Below are 14,383 nucleotides of genomic sequence, written 5' to 3'. Positions count from 1 at the left end.
CGTCGGCGGGATCCGGTGGGCGGGGGCAGTCTGGGATCGCGGTTCGGGGAGGGCTCGGGCCGCGGTTCGGACACGGCGCGCGGGGGTCCGCGCGTCGGACACGGCGTGCGGGGGGTCCGCGCGTCGGGAGGGGCGTACGACATGAACGAAACGCTGTTGACGGTCGTGGGGAACGTGGCGACGACGCCGGTGTACCGGGAGTTGCCGACCGGTCCGGTGGCCAGGTTCCGCCTCGCGGTGACCCCGCGCCACTTCGACCGGGTGCAGAACGCGTGGGTGGACGGGCATACGAACTTCTTCACGGTGTGGGCGCGGGGGATGCTCGGCACGAACGTGCAGGGGTCCGTGGCGATCGGTGAACCGGTCATCGTCCAGGGGCGGTTGAAAGTGCGCGACGAGGAACGGGGAGGGCAGCACTGGACGTCCGCCGACATTCAGGCGACGTCGGTCGGACACGATCTCTCGCGCGGCACCTCCGCGTTCCGTCGGGCCGCGAGGAAGGCCCAGGCGGAGGAGGATCAACGGGCAAGGGACGAGCCGTCGTTCGAGATCGAACCGGCGCCCGTGGGGTGACCCGGAGGCTGGGGCCGACCTGGAGTCCGTGGGGTGACCCGGAGGCGGGGGCCGACCTGGAGTCCGTGGGGTGACCCGGAGGCGGGGGCCGACCTGGAGTCCGTGGGGTGACCCGAAGGCTGGGGCCCACCTGGAGCCCGTGAGGTGACCCGAAAGCTGGAGCCGATCTGGAGTCCGCGGGGGTGGCCGGCAGGAGCGGACGAGGTGAACCGGCCGGAGTGGAGAGGATGACTCGGCCGGAGCGGACGAGGTGAACCGGCCGGAGTAGAGAGGAAGACTCGGCCGTAGCAGAGGGGATGTCCCGGCCGGAGCAGAGGGGATGACTCGGCCGGAGTCGAGAGGGTGGCCCGGTGCGGTCCGCATGACCGAAGTGCGGCGCATGTCGAGCATGGGGCGCATATGGCTTATCGGCGAATGCGTGCCGGTGATTTGTCGATAAGCCCAGCTCGGATGCGAGTTCGGCGATAACGATTGCGAGTCGGATCGGTTGCCTGAGGACAGCACCGGGGATCGTGATAGGCCGCTTCCTTAGGATGCCGGGCGTAGCGAAAGTAGCTCAAGCAGCTCAAGGGGCCTTTGGGGTCCCCGCATTGATTCTGCCGGCGGGACACCACCCCCCATGTGTGTCATGACGTCCTGCCTGAAGGGAACTACGTGTTTTCTGTGTTCTCACAGGCCGCGCGGCGCGGGCGAGGTACCGCTCGCCTCGCCGTGGCGAGCCTGGTGTCGGGACTCGTGATGGCCGGCGCGATATCCGGCGCCGCTCCGGCCTCCGCGGACGAGGGCGTCCAGGGGCAGGGTGGCGCGACCGCGACCATCGGCGGCCTCCAGACGTACGGCGCGGCAGAGATCCACGAGGGCGGGCGCACGGAGCGGGTCTCCGCGGGGCTGTTCCAGATGACGGTCGACGGCGGCGGGATGCTCCAGACGTACTGCGTCGACCTGCACAACCCGACCCAGACCGACGCCAAGTACCAGGAGACGTCCTGGAGCGGCACGTCGCTGAGCGGCAACTCCGACGCGGGCAAGATCCGTTGGATCCTCCAGAACTCGTACCCCCAGGTCAACGATCTCGCGGCGCTCGCCCGCAAGGCCGGGGCCGGCGGTCTCACCGAGCAGGACGCCGCGGCCGGCACCCAGGTCGCCATCTGGCGCTACTCGGACAAGGCCGATGTCGAGGCGGTGAGCGGTGCCGCCGAGAAGCTCGCCGACTACCTGGAGAAGAACGCGCGTGACCTCGGCGAGCCGCGCGCTTCGCTGAGCCTGTCGCCGCAGGCCGTCTCCGGGCATCCGGGGGAGCGGGTCGGTCCGGTCACCGTGCGGACGGACGCGGAGAGCGTCACCGTGACGCCGCCCGCCGAGGCCGCCGCGGGCGGGGTGAAGGTCGTCGACAAGAAGGGCAAGCCGGTGACCTCCGCGGTCGACGGCAGCCAGATCTTCTTCGCCGTGCCCAAGGACGCCGCGGCGGGCTCCGCGGCGCTGACCGTGCAGGCGTCGACGACCGTGCCGGTCGGCCGCGCCTTCACCTCCGACACCCGCAGCCAGACGCAGATCCTCGCCGGGTCCAGCGAGTCCACGGTCTCCGCGACCGCGACGGCGACCTGGGCCGGGGAGGGCGCACTGCCGGCGCTGTCCGCGCGGAAGAACTGCGCGGCGGGCGGTGTGGACATCACGGCGGTGAACAAGGGCGACGAGCCGTTCACCTTCAAGCTGATGGGCACGCGGTACACGATCGAGGCCGGTGCGTCGCGGACGGTGACGATCCCGCTCCAGGAGGACCAGGCGTACGACTTCACGATCAAGGGGCCGCACGGGTTCGAGCAGCGGGTGCGCGGGATCCTGGACTGCCGCACGGTGGCCGCCGCGACCGGCTCCGCCGACGACGGCCTGCACACCCAGACGACGACCCGCCCCAGCCCCGCGTCGGTCGGCGGCACCGGCACCCCCGCGTCGGACCTCGCCGAGACCGGCAGCTCGAACGCGACGCCGGTGATCGCGGGCATCGCCATCCTGCTGGTCCTGGTGGGTGGAGCGTCCCTGGTCCTGGTTCGGAGGAAGAAGTCGCCGCAGGGCGGAGAGTGACCGACGGAGCCACGGGGAACGGCAGGCGCCGGCGGGGCGGGCGCCTGACGTCCGCCGGAGTGCTCGCGGATCGTCGGGCCGAGCCGATCGGCGATCTCCGGGCCGGGAATCGGTCCTGGCCTGGACGTAAGCGCAGGTGAGGGGCGGTCGGGGCGTACGGGGTCGGCTGTCCCGGGCGCTCGCCGAAAGCCCGTCCGACGCCGGGGGACCGGGAACGGCGGCGCGCGGGGCCGAGGAAACCGGGTAACGTCCTTGGCATGTTCTTCCAGACGCCGATTTACGAGTGAGAGCGTGACGGGCCCCTGCTGACGTCCTTCGACGTCGCCGCCCGTCCCCCACCGATGAATCCGTAGATCACTTCACATCACCGCCGGGAGAACCCGTGACCGACAGCAAGAACATCAACAACCCCGTGGGCCAGGGCGGCGGCCAGCGCAAGAAGCAGTCCCGCGCCGAACGCCAGACCAATGGCCCGCACCGCAACCTCGACCGCAAGCGCGCAGCCGACCAGAAGGCCGAGCTGGTGCGCAAGATGCGCGAGAAGACGGGTGCGACCGAGGGCACGGGGCAGGCGGGCGACGACACCGCCCAGAGCTGACCCGCCACTGCCCAGAGCTGACGCACCGCCGCCGCAGGGCGGCATCGCACGGAACAGGGCCCGGACCACGACGCGTGGTCCGGGCCCTGCCGCTGTCCGGAGCCGAGGCCCCAGACGCGTCGGGCTCTCCCGCGCCGGGGCGATCACGGGGCGAGGCCGTCGGCGGCCGGCCGACCGTCCGCGGTCGGTGGTCAGCGACCGACGGTGATCGGTCCGCTACCGCCGAGCGCGGCGAACGCGCAGTTCAGGGCCGCGGACCGATACGGGTTTCCGTCGTGGGGTGCCGGTCAGGCAAGATGGGGTGTTACTCGCCGCGCAAGGGCATGAAACAGCCCCTCACCAGGCGGTTTCCCGTCGATGAGGGGCCGTGTCAGGCGGCTTGGGCCGTCTCTGGGCCGTCATGTGCGTGACCAGCGGCCCGGTACATGGCGCTGATGGCCTTCCGGGTCCGCGTCTCGCTGGACGGCATGAGGTGGGTGTAGACGCGGAGCGTGAACCCTGGGTCGCTGTGACCGAGGTACAGGCTCAGGGCCTTGATGTTCTCCCCGGAGTCGAGAAGCACCGATGCGTAGAAGTGCCGGAGCGCGTGCATCCCGTGCTCGCGAGCGGCAGCGTAACGCTGGCCCTTCTCCGGGACCGGGATGATCCCAGCGGAGGCTAGGGCGGGCTTCCAAACGCGGTCGTTGAAGTCGTTACTCCACAGCGCGCCGTCGACGTTGCTCGTGAAGATCAGTCGGTGCGTGACCTTCGGTCCGGTCGGCGTGAGCCACGGCAAGGTCACTTCTACCGGCGGGAAGCGCTTCATGTGCTCGGTCAGTGCCGCCGACACCTCGGGGTCGAGGGGAACGTCACGGAGCTTGCCGCGCTTCGGCGGGGCGAACACGAGCTTGCCGCGGACCTTCTTGACCTGTTGGCGGACGTAGAGCCAGCCGAGATCTCCGATGTTGTCGACCGCGAGACCGAAGATCTCACCTTGCCGAAGGCCACAGCCGCCGCCGACGTCGGCCATTGCCTGGTAGCGATCGGGGAGCCCCGCGCGTACGTCGAAGACCTGCGAGGCCGACCAGGGATGCACGCGTGTTGGTGCCGGTCGTGGAGCCTTGACCGATCGGGCGCGGCACGGGTTCGAAGCCAACAGCCTGTCGTCGACGGCCGCATTGAGGACCGACGAGACGGCGTCGAAGATCAGTCGCCGGTACGACGCGGACGCCACGGCGTCTTCGAGCTGCCGGTTCCACTCGCGGATGTGCTCCGGTTGGAACGACCCGATGGGGCGCGTACCGAGGTACGGCAGAGCGTGGAGCCGTAGGCGTCCCTCGACAGCGGCCCGGCTCGTGAGATCGGTGGTCAGCGCGCCGAGCCACCGTTCCGCGTACTCACGGAAGGTCGTTCGAGCGGCCCGGGGGTCGATGTACTGCCCGCGAGCCATGTCCGCTTCGATGTTGGTCAACCATGTGTCGGCCAAGCGCTTCTGCTTGTCCGGGAAACTCTTGGCCTTCTCGGTGCCGTCCGGACCCACGTAGCGGGCACGGTAGCGGAGGCCGACGCCATAGCGGTCGGTCTTGACCTTGACCGGCTTGCCGTCCGGGCCCGGCTCGACCTTGAACCAGCGGTCTTGGATGTGTCCGGCCATCAGGCGGCCACCTCCATCTGTGTCATGACCCAGGCGTGAACGTCGGCGGGGTCGTAGCGGAGGTGTCGGCCGACACGGAAGCCCTTGGGGCCAGTGCGCTTACGCCGCCACTGGTAGATCGTCTCGACCGGGACGCCGAGCAGGTCAGCGACATCGACCGGGGTCAGGTAGCGGTCGGGCAGGGTGTGCTGCATGGTCACCACTCCTTCTCGTCGGCGAGGTCTGCCAGGGCTTCGCGTGCTGTGTCGCGGTTCAGTTGGATGTCGCGGGCGATCGTGGCCGCGAGGACGGATTCGCCGGGGGTGTGGCCATGCCCGGCGTACTGCCAGTCGGCGAGCACGAGCACGGTGTCCGGTTCGTAGTCGGGCAGGCCGAGGGCTTGGCGTTCTTGTGCGGCGCGGAAGTCGGCGCGGGCTTGGCGGAGATGGCCGAGGGTGGTCGAGTAGCGGCGGGACTTCGAGGAGAAGTGGCCGCGGAAGCCGAGCATGTGGGCCCAGGCCCAGAGTCGACGGTCCGGGTAGAGGGGATCGAGCCGCTTGCATGCGGTGATCAGTCGGCGGGCGTGGTCGGGGACGCCGTGGCGGTCGAGTTCGGCGAGTTCGCCGATCCGGCGATCGAGGGTGCCCGTGTCCTCTGCGGCTTTGGTGGCGTACTTGGCGACGTAGGAGGCCACTGCCTGTTCGGTGATGTCGGAGCCGTTGCCGAAGGCTTTGACGGGGCGTACGTCGAGCTGACGGCCCCAGCGGAATGTCCGGGCCGGTTGGTCGTCGGCGGCGGGGACGCTGACGCTGGTGTAGGCGTGCGCGGCGGCGGCGCGGATCGCGTCGTCGAGGAGGGTGACGCTGGCCCAGGAGGGCGGCGGAGTGTCCGGGCCGTCGGGGCCGTCGAGGCGGATCACGGCGTGGAAGTGGATGGCGCCGCGCTTTTGGAACTCGGCGACCTTGCCGTACGAGATCCGGGCGGACTCGGAGAGTTCCCGTTGGGTGATCCCGGCACGGGCGGCGATCTCACGGCGCAGCCGGTTGACGAACCGCATCCACAGTTCGCCGGACAGGTTGTTGAAGAGGACCGCGCCCGCGTAGTCGTACGTGCCCGGGTCGAGGGCGGTGCCGAGGGCCGGGTCGTCCGGGGTATGCCGGGTGCCGCAGCGGCAGGTGCCACGTTCGGGCCGGTTGTGGACCGGGCCGAACGAGGGCGCGGTCAGAGTGGTGAAGACGCGGGGATGGTCGCGGACTGTGGCGGTGATGTCGCGGGCGTCGTCGCCGACGAGTCCGGCGCGGATCAGGTGGTAGGTGTCTCCGGCGTAGGTCCAGGCGCAGGACGGGCAGCGGGAGGCGCGGCGGTTGCCGCAGGCGACGCGGAGGCGTCCGCCGGGCTCGGTCTCGGTCGAGTAGTGGTGCAGGGTCTCGCCGGTTGCCTTGTCCTTGGTCAGGGTCCAGCCGGTCAGGTGGATGGGGTTGGCGCAGCCGCCCGTGCGCTTGATCTGGTCTTGCCAGCGGTCGAAGCCGTCGGACCCGGCCACCCTGAGCGCGTCGGCGAGGGTGACCGGGTCGAGGCCCGCGAAGGTCGCGGTGTCGGTCATGCGCGGCCCCCGGCCAGGGCGGTCGTGCGGGTGGCCAGGGTGCCGAGGCCGTGGCACTTGGGGCAGTGCACGGTGATGGTGCGCAGGTGCCCGGCGGAGGTGCGGCCGCCGAGGGTAACGGCGACGGCGGGGAAGCCATCGCAGTTCGGGCAGACCCGCGCCGGGGAGTCGATGCGGTCGGTCATGATGAGGGTTCCTTCCGGATCAGTGAGTTCGGGCAGGAGGCACGGGCCCGGGCGGCGGAAACCTGGCAGTGGAAGCCGCCCGGGACCCGGTCAGCGGCGCTTGTGCTCCGAGGCAAGGAGCGAGCGGACGACGACCGCGCACACGGCCACCGAGGCGGCGGTGATGGCGACGGCGAGAAGCATCGAGACCAGGACGGCGCCGACGACGAGAACAGCCGCGGTGCCGCCGCCGACGGCCAGGAGCAGCGCGCCGGGGGTGAGCTGGACCGTGGGAGGCGACGAGGCCGGAGAGGCCGGGGTCTGCGGCGTCGGGGCGTAGTACGCGTTAGGGACGATGGCGGTCGGCTCGACCACGGTCGGCGAGACGGGGCCGATCGCGTGGTCGTTGGTCGGGACCTTGGGGCGAAGCGCCATGGGAGAACTCCTCTCAGGGATGGGTTACTTGAGGGCGGGGTCGATGACGGGGGCGAAGAGGCTGTTGGCGAGGAGGTAGCCGCCGAGCAGGAGGAGGGCGATCAGCCACCAGGGCACGCGGACGAGCCGGATGCCGAGCACGCCGACGCAAGCGACGAAGAACCAGAGCGGGATGTCCATGACTGATCTCTCCTAGTCGGCGAGGCGGCAGCGGTGGGTGCGGGCGGCGAGCTGGGCGGCCGAGGAGGTGCCGTAGTCGGCGGACCAGCCGCACCGGTCGTTGGTGCACACCGCGGCGTGCTTGGACTGGCCGTGCCGGTCGCGGTGGGTGCCGATCTGCACGGGGCCGATCCGGATCACGGAGTGGAAGAAGTCGCGGGCAGGCATGACGGGTGATCTCCTTTCGGGGTCAGGTGAGTTGGGCGGCGATCGCGTCGGCCATCGGGGCCGGGACGCCGAGGCGGGCGCGCAGGGTGTCGGTGTCGATCGGGGTCCCGGTCCGAGCGCGGTGGTCATCGGCGACCTTGCGGGCGTGCTCGACCAGCGCGGCCGGAACCGCAGGAGCGGGGTCGGAGGCGGGAAGGGCTGGAGCCTCCTCCGGGGCCGGGATCGCTTCCGCGGGATCGGGTGCGGGAGTGGGTTCGGGGGCCGGGGCTGCGGGCGCCGGCGGAACCGGCACCCGGTCCCCGGCCGGAGCGTTCGGGGAGTGCGTGAGGAGCGTGCCGCCGAGGAAGGCGAGCGCGGGCCATCCGGCGACGCCGAACCGCAGCCAGGCCGGAGGGTGGGCCAGGTCGAGGAATCCGGCGGTGGCGACGTTGGCGCCGAGCGAGGCCACCAGGGCGACCAGGAACCAGCACCAGGCCAGTCGGGACGGTCCATCGGTGCGCAGTCGTCGCCAGGCGGCGACCAAGAGCAGGTCGACGCTGATCGGGTAGGCCCATGCCTTCCAGCCGGTCTGTCCGGCTGAGGAGGCAAGGTCGTGCAGGTGGGCGAAGGACAGCGCGCCAGCGATCACGGCCTGTACGAGGACGGCGTCCGGGCGGATCGAGCGGAACATGTCTTCACCTCCTTCGAAGGGGTTGAGGCCCAGACCGGGCGGGGCTCACGGAGTCCGGCCGCCCGGTCTAGGCGGTGTTCAGTCGGTGGCTTCGCCGGAGCCGAAGCAGGCCAGGCACATCCCGGTCTGCTGATGACCGGTGGTCCGCTGCTTGCGACCGCCGACACGGACCGCCACGGAGATCTCTCCGGAGCCCTTGCAGGTCTCGCACTTGGCAGGCTCGACGGGCTTGCGCGGGGTCCGCTTGCGAGCAGTGGCCATGGGTGGTGCTCCTTCCGTGATCAGGCATGGGCGGGGTAGGGGCCTGGCGCGAGACGGTTACGCCGACCGGGGAGCGGAGGGGGTTCAGGCAGCCGCGGCGGCGGGCTTGGAAGTCGGGGCCGGGATCGGCTTCAGGTGCGGCAGCACGGGTCGGAACGGGGCCAGTTCAGGCAGGTCCGGAGTGCGCTTCGCGTGCCGGTTGCAGATGTTCACGGCCTTGCGCAGGGAGAGGTGCGGGGCGCGGATGCGGGACCATCCGCCGGTCGAGTCGCCGGAGATGGCGACGCCCTTCATGTCGGCCGGGATCGAGATCGCGGCCAAGACGGCGTCCGGGGCGATGTCGCCGAAGGCCATGTTCGCGCTGGACTCGTCGTTGACGCGGTGCGCGGTGCGGCCGGAGAGCTGGGCACGGAGCATCGTGATGCCCTTGCCGAGTTCGGAGCCGAAGCGCTGGCCGCAGATCTCCAGATAGACCCCGGCAGCGCGGCCAAGCTGGGCCAGGCGCACGAGCGCGGTGATGATGCGGTCGCGGCGCTTCTCTTCGATCTTGTTGGCGTACAGGGCGAGTTCGGCGACCTCATCGACGAGGACGACGATCGGGACCGGGCGCAGATCCTTGGGCAGGTCCCAGATGTCGGCGGCGATCTCCGCATCCGGGATGCCAGAGGCCACACCCTGATGGGCGCGGATGGTCTGGTAGACGCCCTCCATGTGATCCACGAGCGCATCCAGCAACTCCGCGGCGGTGTCGGGGTTGTCGGCGAGCGCGGAGAAGCGGCGGGCGAGCGGGAACAGCTCCACGCCCTGTTTGCAGTCGATGCCGACCAACGCCACATCCCGCGGGGCGAGTTCGGCGACCAGGTTGCGCAGGTACACCGACTTTCCGGACTCGGTGGCGCCGAGGGTGAGGGCGTGCGGGATAGCCCGGTAGTCGCGGTAGTGCACCGCACCGTCCTCGCGCAGGGCGACCGGGATACGCATCGGCGCCAGATCGGTCTTGGCGGGCATGTGCACCTTCTTGAGCACGTCGTAGCCGGTCATCCGCAGTTCGACGACGCCAGAACGCAGCTCACGCGAGGAGACGCCGTACAGGGCGAAGGAGTGCCGCAGCCGGTCCGTGGACGCGGCCACGTCGAAGGCATCCTGTCCGGGACGAAGCTTGATCCGTAAGACCAGGCCGGTCCGGGTCGGCTTGAGGCGCAGGATGCGCGGCGCGCGCGGGCCGGGCATGTCCCGGTTGGTCATCCGGGCCAGCCGGAGACGCCAGCGCGAGGGCGGGACGGTCAGGCCGCAGGCGTCCATGACCGAGCCGTAGTGGATCAGGATGCGCAGCGCGGCGAGGGTGACCCCGAAGGTCAGCCAGTACCAGGCGGGGCGCCGCCACCGCAGCACAAGCGCGGTGGCGACGACCAGCAGCACGACGGCGAGCAGCCACGTCATGATCAGGCTGCCTTCGGCTTCGAGGCACCCGCGGCGAGCGAGGTGACGGCGACCGCACGGAACGAGATGCCGTGCCGCTTGCCGTTGCCGAAGTCGTTTTCCCACGGGCGGGCGATCAGCCCCGTAAGCGCGACGGGCGTGCCCATCACGAGCTCACCGGTGATGCCCGGCTCGGGGACCGTGACGGCCAGGATCTCGACCTCGTCGTTGGCGGAGAACATGACCTCGACGGTCATCAGGGTCGCGCCGGTCTCAGTGTCCGTGGCGATCTCACCGGAGCGCCGGTCCTTGACCTTGGGCTGCGGGGGCTTGGCCACCATCACGGTGGCGGCGGAGGTGTCGACGGGAATCTGACGCATGAGCGTGCTCCTAGATTCGAGCCACTTGACGTACTTGGTACGTCAACCTTGATTCGAGAATGCTCCTGTACTACTTGGTGTGTCAAGTGGATGCCCTCGACTCGTGTCGGTCCGATGTGCTGCACTTGGTACAACAACCGCGGAGAGGGGCTATGACCGAGTTCACCGGGCGTGCGGCGTACTTGCAGATCGCCGACGAGTTCAAGGGCAAGATCCGGGACGGGGAACTGGCCCCGGGTGACAAGCTGCCTTCAGAGTCTGAGCTGATGACTCGTCACGGCGTTTCGCGTACCGTCGCCCGGCAGGCGATCTCTCGTCTACGTGAAGACGGCTATGCGATCTCCCACCAGGGCAAAGGCAGCTTCGCGGCCCTGCCGGGTGAGGGCGCCGAGTCGAAGCGGAGCCCGGAGTTCGAGCAGATCACGAAGTATCTGTCAGAGGTTCGCCAGGACGTGCGCCGTCTTTCCGAGCGGATGGAACAGCTCGAAGATCTCGTGAAACAGCAGAACCGAGCGAAGTGATCACCGCATCGGCGCGACGCGTCAACGCGGTCACTTCGTCGCCAAGTCCCTTGATCTGGCGGACCAGTTCCAGCCGTTCTTGCGGGGTCAGTGCCATCGTGTCCCCCTCGTCGCACGTTCGAGCTGACAGCCCCTCGGGTAGTCAGCAACGCTAGGACCGGAGCGGAACACCACCCCGGAAAATCTCTCCGGGGTCGCGTGAAGAGACGGGGGGACGCTCGTTCCATGCGAGGAATGACGACGAACCTGACGATCGGCGAACGAGTCGCTTGGTACCGCCGCCGACGCGGTATCTCCCAGGAAGTCTTGGCCGGACTCGTCGGCCGTACAGTCGACTGGCTCAGCAAGGCCGAGAACAACAGGCTGGAACTGGACCGACTCTCGGTCATCAAGTCCCTGGCTGACGCTTTGGACGTGACGTTGGGCGACTTGCTTGCCGAGCCGACGCTCATGGACTGGACAGCCGACAGCGGGACTCGCACCGTCCCCGCGCTGCGATCAGCGCTGATGAACTACCGGCAGCTCACGCCGCTGTTGGGAGTGCCCACCGAGGGTGAGCCGACGGCGCTCGACGAACTGCGTACCAGCGTCTCCGAGGTATGGGACGCCTACCAAGATTCGCGGTACGGCTTCGCGACGCGCCGTCTACCGCTGTTGCTGGCCGACGTACTCATTGCCGCCCAGGCGTACGAAGGTCAAGAACGCGAGCGGGTGTACGAGTTGATGGCCATGACCTACCAGGGCGCCGCCATGGTGCTGACCAAGGTGGGGGAAACGGATCTCGCCTGGATCGCAGCGGATCGCGGCCTTGCCGCGGCGCAGCAGTCCGGCAACCAGGTCGTGACCGGATCGCTCTTCCGGTCGGTGGCGCACTGCCTCCTTTCCAACGGCCGATTCGACGCCGCGGTGCAGCTCGTCGGCGACGCGTCGGACTACCTCCGGCCAGGGCTCGACGACGCCAGCCCCGAGTTCCTGTCGATCTACGGAACGCTCTTCCTTGCCGGATCAATGGCAGCGGCACGCGCCGAGAACCGGGACACAACGCGCGAGTTCCTTGCCGAAGCCGACCGGGCCGCACGGCAACTCGGACACGACGCCAACCACGTATGGACAGCGTTCGGGCCGACCAACGTCGCGATTCACCGTGTGGCCACATCAGCCGAACTCGGAGACATGCAAGTTGCCGTCGATCTCGGACCGCAGATCGACACCAGTGCACTGCCGACCGAACGGCGCACTCGACACAACCTCGAAGTGGCCCGAGCCCTCAGCGCACACAACCGCGTCGATGACGCCCTGTCGATGATCCTCGAAGCCGAGCGATGGGCGCCGGAGCAGGTCCGGAGTCACTACCTCGCGCGAGAGCTTGTGCTCACCTGGGTGCGGAACCAGCGGGGCCGACCGAGCCGTCCCATGGCGGAGCTGGCCAACCGACTGCATGTCGTCTGACATAGGTACGCTCGGCGGCATGGCCTTGAACGAACACGAAGCGAAGATGGCGCATCCGCGAATGGCAGCGGGTGCGCTCTTCTTTGATACCGCGGGGCGAGTCCTCATGGTCGAGCCCACGTACAAGGACTACTGGGACATCCCCGGCGGGTACGTCGAGACAGGGGAGTCACCCCTTCAAGCAGCCGTGCGCGAGGTGCGGGAAGAGCTTGGGATCACACCTCCCATCGGGCGCTTGTTGGCCGTCGACTGGGCGCCCAGCGACGCCGAGGGAGACAAGGTCTTGTACCTGTTCGACGGCGGTCAACTCAGCCCCGAGAGCCTTGCCAAAGTGACCTTGCAGGCGGACGAGCTGAAGGGATTCGAGTTCCTGTCGGCCCCAGAGATCAGCAAGCGGTCGATCCCGAGGCTAGCCCGAAGGATCTTTGCCGCGGTTGAGGCCCGATCGGGGGCCGCCCCGATCTATCTCGAACACGGGCAGCAGCCCGGGAGTGCAGCCGCCTAGCCGATGGTGAATCGCCGTGCCCCCTGGTTCGCTGGGCGCGGTGGAACTTTCCCTACTTCATCAAGGCTCGCTGCGCTCGCGGCTCGGGCCGGGCCCCATGGGATCGATCAGTGCCAACCCAACCGCCAGAGGGGCACTTCGGCGCACCATGGCCGCTCACGGCCCCTCGCTCCTCTCCGCCATGATCCGGCCCAGAAGAGGAGAAGAACCAAGCAACAGGTGAGACCCCAAGGTGCAGGAGCAAGAACACCACCTCTCAAAGCCCCAGGCCCACTGTCCCCAGGGGATCGATCCATACGGACCGAGGGCCTCACAACTTCGGGGCGGCGCCGGCCAGCCGCCGCCCCTCCGCCTCCTGCCTTCGTCCCGGCTGCGGGACGTCGTCTGTCCGTCACCACCCAGGAGGCCACAACCAGACAACCAGGCCGTGGGGCACAAGGTGGACAGCAAGAGCACAGGGTGAAGACGCTTTGTGTTACCGATCAGGCCGGATCATGGCGGAGCGAATCGACGGGCCACCGCAGCCAGGTTCACCAAGCGCCCCAAGGCCCGCTGACCACCCACAGGCGCCGAGCCCAGACGCGGGCAGCAGCCCGATGAGCGGGAAACCCGTCGTGGCCGGGGCCGGTCGGCTCCACGGCTTTAGGCAGCCACCATGGGGCGAGCCTCTAAGATCATGGCCCCAACGTCGTGCTTTAACGGGCAGCTCCACAGACTGCCCGACTCGCCGGAAGCTTAAGGGGCCATGATCACTCGCCCCATGGCAGCTCCCGCCCAAAGCCGCTCCACCGACCGCGGGCTAGGGTGCCGCATCAAGGGGGGGCGAGATGGCTGGCAAGAAGGATCGCTGGAACAACCCGCACTGGCACTTGCTCATGGTGCTGCCGATTCTGATCTGGCTCATTACGGAGCGCGACGCAGGCATGCGCTTCTTCGAAGCCACCGGCCTCACGATGTGGGCAGTTGCCTACGGACGTGCGTTGGCAGGGCGCGCACGTGCCAGGAGTGCCCCCGACCGTGACATCCGTAGCTGACGCCAGCAGAGGCAAATGTCGGCAGCTCGGACGCGCCCGGATCGAGAGCGCGCACGGGGCCGTCGTTGTGGGTGGTGTGGGCGGTGCAGCCCGGATCGCCGTCGATGCCCTGATGCCCGAGGGCAGCACGAACCTGGGAGGGGCCGCAAGGTCGTTCAGACAGTGGGGTGCTCCACCTTGCGGCCCCTCCCAGAACCGTGCCGGGCGAAGCCCATCAGGACAACGACACCGATCCTCGGAGGCACCCATGAGTGACACCACCGCTCAGAACTCGATCGACGCCGTCACCGTCGAGGTCACGAAGTACCAGGTAGTCGACGCCGCGCTGACGGGTCACAGGGATCTGCGCCTGTTCGCCCTCCAGGTGCAGCTGACCGGTGACGGTCGCTGGGCCATCCACCACCAGGGCGAGTACCTCGGCGAGGATGGCCGCTGGGGGCCCGAGGCGCACGGCTTCGACCACGACACCGCGCTGGAGCGGGCCAAAGCGGAAGCGCCGCGCGTGGTGGTCAACGGACTGACCATCGGCGACGTGCTCGCCAGGCAGAGGTAGAACGCACCGCGGGCCCCGGCTCAGGTCGGGGCCCAACCCCACCGGGCGGGGTGGTGGGCAGGGAAAACACGCCGAGCGCGGGGCCGTCTGTGGGCCGTCCGAGGCCGCTCACGGGTGCCTGACAGCGACAACCAGTG

The 14,383-nt window shown here is 69.2% G+C and carries 19 protein-coding genes; 8 read left to right on the top strand and 11 right to left on the bottom strand.

The annotated features are described in order from the left end of the window. The first annotated feature begins 141 nt into the window (after nt 1-141). The 3 genes from V2W30_RS14110 to V2W30_RS14100 all read left to right on the top strand — a co-directional run bounded on the left by V2W30_RS14110 (nt 142) and on the right by V2W30_RS14100 (nt 3,253). On the top strand, nt 142-573 hold the full coding sequence (locus tag V2W30_RS14110) for a single-stranded DNA-binding protein (RefSeq protein ID WP_338696609.1): 432 nt from the start codon (nt 142-144) through the stop codon (nt 571-573). A 654-nt stretch (nt 574-1,227) separates the two neighbouring features. Next, nucleotides 1,228-2,655 (top strand): TQXA domain-containing protein, encoded by a 1,428-nt coding sequence (locus V2W30_RS14105; protein WP_338696607.1) that lies wholly within the window; start codon nt 1,228-1,230, stop codon nt 2,653-2,655. Between the two features lie 382 nt (nt 2,656-3,037). Beyond that, entirely contained in the window at nt 3,038-3,253 is a 216-nt protein-coding gene (locus V2W30_RS14100; protein WP_338696605.1) for a DUF6243 family protein, read from the top strand. A gap of 370 nt (nt 3,254-3,623) precedes the next feature. Here V2W30_RS14100 and V2W30_RS14095 read toward each other — a convergent pair whose 3' ends face one another. From V2W30_RS14095 to V2W30_RS14045, 11 genes are all read right to left on the bottom strand, one after another. Further along, complete coding sequence (locus tag V2W30_RS14095) at nt 3,624-4,886, bottom strand: site-specific integrase (protein ID WP_338696603.1); 1,263 nt, start codon at nt 4,884-4,886, stop codon at nt 3,624-3,626. After that, complete coding sequence (locus V2W30_RS14090) at nt 4,886-5,080, bottom strand: helix-turn-helix domain-containing protein (RefSeq protein ID WP_338696602.1); 195 nt, start codon at nt 5,078-5,080, stop codon at nt 4,886-4,888. Before V2W30_RS14090 ends, V2W30_RS14095 begins: the two co-directional genes overlap by 1 nt. Nucleotides 5,081-5,082: 2 nt before the next feature. After that, the gene (gene repSA / locus V2W30_RS14085; RefSeq protein WP_338696601.1) at nt 5,083-6,468 is read right to left on the bottom strand and encodes a replication initiator protein RepSA; all 1,386 of its coding nucleotides are present in this window, start codon (nt 6,466-6,468) and stop codon (nt 5,083-5,085) included. After that, nucleotides 6,465-6,653 carry a hypothetical protein gene (locus tag V2W30_RS14080; protein WP_338696600.1) on the bottom strand — a complete coding sequence of 63 codons (189 nt, stop codon included), beginning with the start codon at nt 6,651-6,653 and terminating at the stop codon, nt 6,465-6,467. Before V2W30_RS14080 ends, repSA begins: the two co-directional genes overlap by 4 nt. Before the next feature lie 90 nt (nt 6,654-6,743). Further along, nucleotides 6,744-7,067 (bottom strand): SpdD-like protein, encoded by a 324-nt coding sequence (locus V2W30_RS14075; RefSeq protein ID WP_338696599.1) that lies wholly within the window; start codon nt 7,065-7,067, stop codon nt 6,744-6,746. Between the two features lie 24 nt (nt 7,068-7,091). After that, complete coding sequence (locus V2W30_RS14070; RefSeq protein WP_338696598.1) at nt 7,092-7,247, bottom strand: hypothetical protein; 156 nt, start codon at nt 7,245-7,247, stop codon at nt 7,092-7,094. A 12-nt stretch (nt 7,248-7,259) separates the two neighbouring features. Further along, on the bottom strand, nt 7,260-7,454 hold the full coding sequence (locus tag V2W30_RS14065) for a mobile element transfer protein (RefSeq protein ID WP_338696597.1): 195 nt from the start codon (nt 7,452-7,454) through the stop codon (nt 7,260-7,262). A gap of 22 nt (nt 7,455-7,476) precedes the next feature. After that, the gene (locus V2W30_RS14060; protein ID WP_338696595.1) at nt 7,477-8,124 is read right to left on the bottom strand and encodes a DUF2637 domain-containing protein; all 648 of its coding nucleotides are present in this window, start codon (nt 8,122-8,124) and stop codon (nt 7,477-7,479) included. Between the two features lie 78 nt (nt 8,125-8,202). Then, nucleotides 8,203-8,385: a hypothetical protein gene (locus V2W30_RS14055; protein WP_338696594.1), complete on the bottom strand. Its 183-nt coding sequence runs from the start codon at nt 8,383-8,385 to the stop codon at nt 8,203-8,205. A gap of 84 nt (nt 8,386-8,469) precedes the next feature. Beyond that, nucleotides 8,470-9,825 (bottom strand): FtsK/SpoIIIE domain-containing protein, encoded by a 1,356-nt coding sequence (locus V2W30_RS14050; RefSeq protein ID WP_338696593.1) that lies wholly within the window; start codon nt 9,823-9,825, stop codon nt 8,470-8,472. A gap of 2 nt (nt 9,826-9,827) precedes the next feature. Then, nucleotides 9,828-10,184 (bottom strand): hypothetical protein, encoded by a 357-nt coding sequence (locus V2W30_RS14045; protein ID WP_338696592.1) that lies wholly within the window; start codon nt 10,182-10,184, stop codon nt 9,828-9,830. 152 nt (nt 10,185-10,336) lie between these two features. Between V2W30_RS14045 and V2W30_RS14040 the strand changes: the two genes are divergently transcribed. The 5 genes from V2W30_RS14040 (at nt 10,337) to V2W30_RS14020 (ending at nt 14,246) form a co-directional block, all read left to right on the top strand. Beyond that, the gene (locus tag V2W30_RS14040) at nt 10,337-10,705 is read left to right on the top strand and encodes a winged helix-turn-helix domain-containing protein (RefSeq protein WP_338696591.1); all 369 of its coding nucleotides are present in this window, start codon (nt 10,337-10,339) and stop codon (nt 10,703-10,705) included. A gap of 234 nt (nt 10,706-10,939) precedes the next feature. After that, a complete protein-coding gene (locus tag V2W30_RS14035) occupies nt 10,940-12,154 on the top strand; it encodes a helix-turn-helix domain-containing protein (protein ID WP_338696590.1) in 1,215 nt (404 codons plus the stop codon). Nucleotides 12,155-12,173: 19 nt separating this feature from the next. Then, complete coding sequence (locus V2W30_RS14030) at nt 12,174-12,659, top strand: NUDIX hydrolase (RefSeq protein ID WP_338696588.1); 486 nt, start codon at nt 12,174-12,176, stop codon at nt 12,657-12,659. An 827-nt stretch (nt 12,660-13,486) separates the two neighbouring features. Continuing rightward, nucleotides 13,487-13,693, top strand: coding sequence for a hypothetical protein (locus tag V2W30_RS14025; RefSeq protein WP_338696587.1), 207 nt, complete (start codon nt 13,487-13,489; stop codon nt 13,691-13,693). A gap of 247 nt (nt 13,694-13,940) precedes the next feature. Next, nucleotides 13,941-14,246 carry a hypothetical protein gene (locus tag V2W30_RS14020; RefSeq protein WP_338696585.1) on the top strand — a complete coding sequence of 102 codons (306 nt, stop codon included), beginning with the start codon at nt 13,941-13,943 and terminating at the stop codon, nt 14,244-14,246. Nucleotides 14,247-14,383 lie beyond the last annotated feature (137 nt).

Origin of the sequence: Streptomyces sp. Q6, assembly GCF_036967205.1 — a bacterium.
GTDB classification, from domain to species: Bacteria; Actinomycetota; Actinomycetes; order Streptomycetales; family Streptomycetaceae; genus Streptomyces; species Streptomyces citrinus.
Note: the sequence above shows the minus strand (reverse complement) of the source record. Positions and strands in the feature narration are given on the sequence as shown.

Bases quoted from the DNA above. Each gene is read 5' to 3' on its own strand.
- V2W30_RS14110 (WP_338696609.1), top strand. From the start codon at position 142: ATGAACGAAACGCTGTTGACGGTCGTGGGGAACGTGGCGACGACGCCG.
- V2W30_RS14095 (WP_338696603.1), bottom strand. From the start codon at position 4,886: ATGGCCGGACACATCCAAGACCGCTGGTTCAAGGTCGAGCCGGGCCCG.
- V2W30_RS14090 (WP_338696602.1), bottom strand. From the start codon at position 5,080: ATGCAGCACACCCTGCCCGACCGCTACCTGACCCCGGTCGATGTCGCT.
- repSA (WP_338696601.1), bottom strand. From the start codon at position 6,468: ATGACCGACACCGCGACCTTCGCGGGCCTCGACCCGGTCACCCTCGCC.
- V2W30_RS14080 (WP_338696600.1), bottom strand. From the start codon at position 6,653: ATGACCGACCGCATCGACTCCCCGGCGCGGGTCTGCCCGAACTGCGAT.
- V2W30_RS14075 (WP_338696599.1), bottom strand. From the start codon at position 7,067: ATGGCGCTTCGCCCCAAGGTCCCGACCAACGACCACGCGATCGGCCCC.
- V2W30_RS14070 (WP_338696598.1), bottom strand. From the start codon at position 7,247: ATGGACATCCCGCTCTGGTTCTTCGTCGCTTGCGTCGGCGTGCTCGGC.
- V2W30_RS14065 (WP_338696597.1), bottom strand. From the start codon at position 7,454: ATGCCTGCCCGCGACTTCTTCCACTCCGTGATCCGGATCGGCCCCGTG.
- V2W30_RS14060 (WP_338696595.1), bottom strand. From the start codon at position 8,124: ATGTTCCGCTCGATCCGCCCGGACGCCGTCCTCGTACAGGCCGTGATC.
- V2W30_RS14055 (WP_338696594.1), bottom strand. From the start codon at position 8,385: ATGGCCACTGCTCGCAAGCGGACCCCGCGCAAGCCCGTCGAGCCTGCC.
- V2W30_RS14050 (WP_338696593.1), bottom strand. From the start codon at position 9,825: ATGACGTGGCTGCTCGCCGTCGTGCTGCTGGTCGTCGCCACCGCGCTT.
- V2W30_RS14045 (WP_338696592.1), bottom strand. From the start codon at position 10,184: ATGCGTCAGATTCCCGTCGACACCTCCGCCGCCACCGTGATGGTGGCC.
- V2W30_RS14040 (WP_338696591.1), top strand. From the start codon at position 10,337: ATGACCGAGTTCACCGGGCGTGCGGCGTACTTGCAGATCGCCGACGAG.
- V2W30_RS14035 (WP_338696590.1), top strand. From the start codon at position 10,940: ATGACGACGAACCTGACGATCGGCGAACGAGTCGCTTGGTACCGCCGC.
- V2W30_RS14030 (WP_338696588.1), top strand. From the start codon at position 12,174: ATGGCCTTGAACGAACACGAAGCGAAGATGGCGCATCCGCGAATGGCA.
- V2W30_RS14025 (WP_338696587.1), top strand. From the start codon at position 13,487: ATGGCTGGCAAGAAGGATCGCTGGAACAACCCGCACTGGCACTTGCTC.
- V2W30_RS14020 (WP_338696585.1), top strand. From the start codon at position 13,941: ATGAGTGACACCACCGCTCAGAACTCGATCGACGCCGTCACCGTCGAG.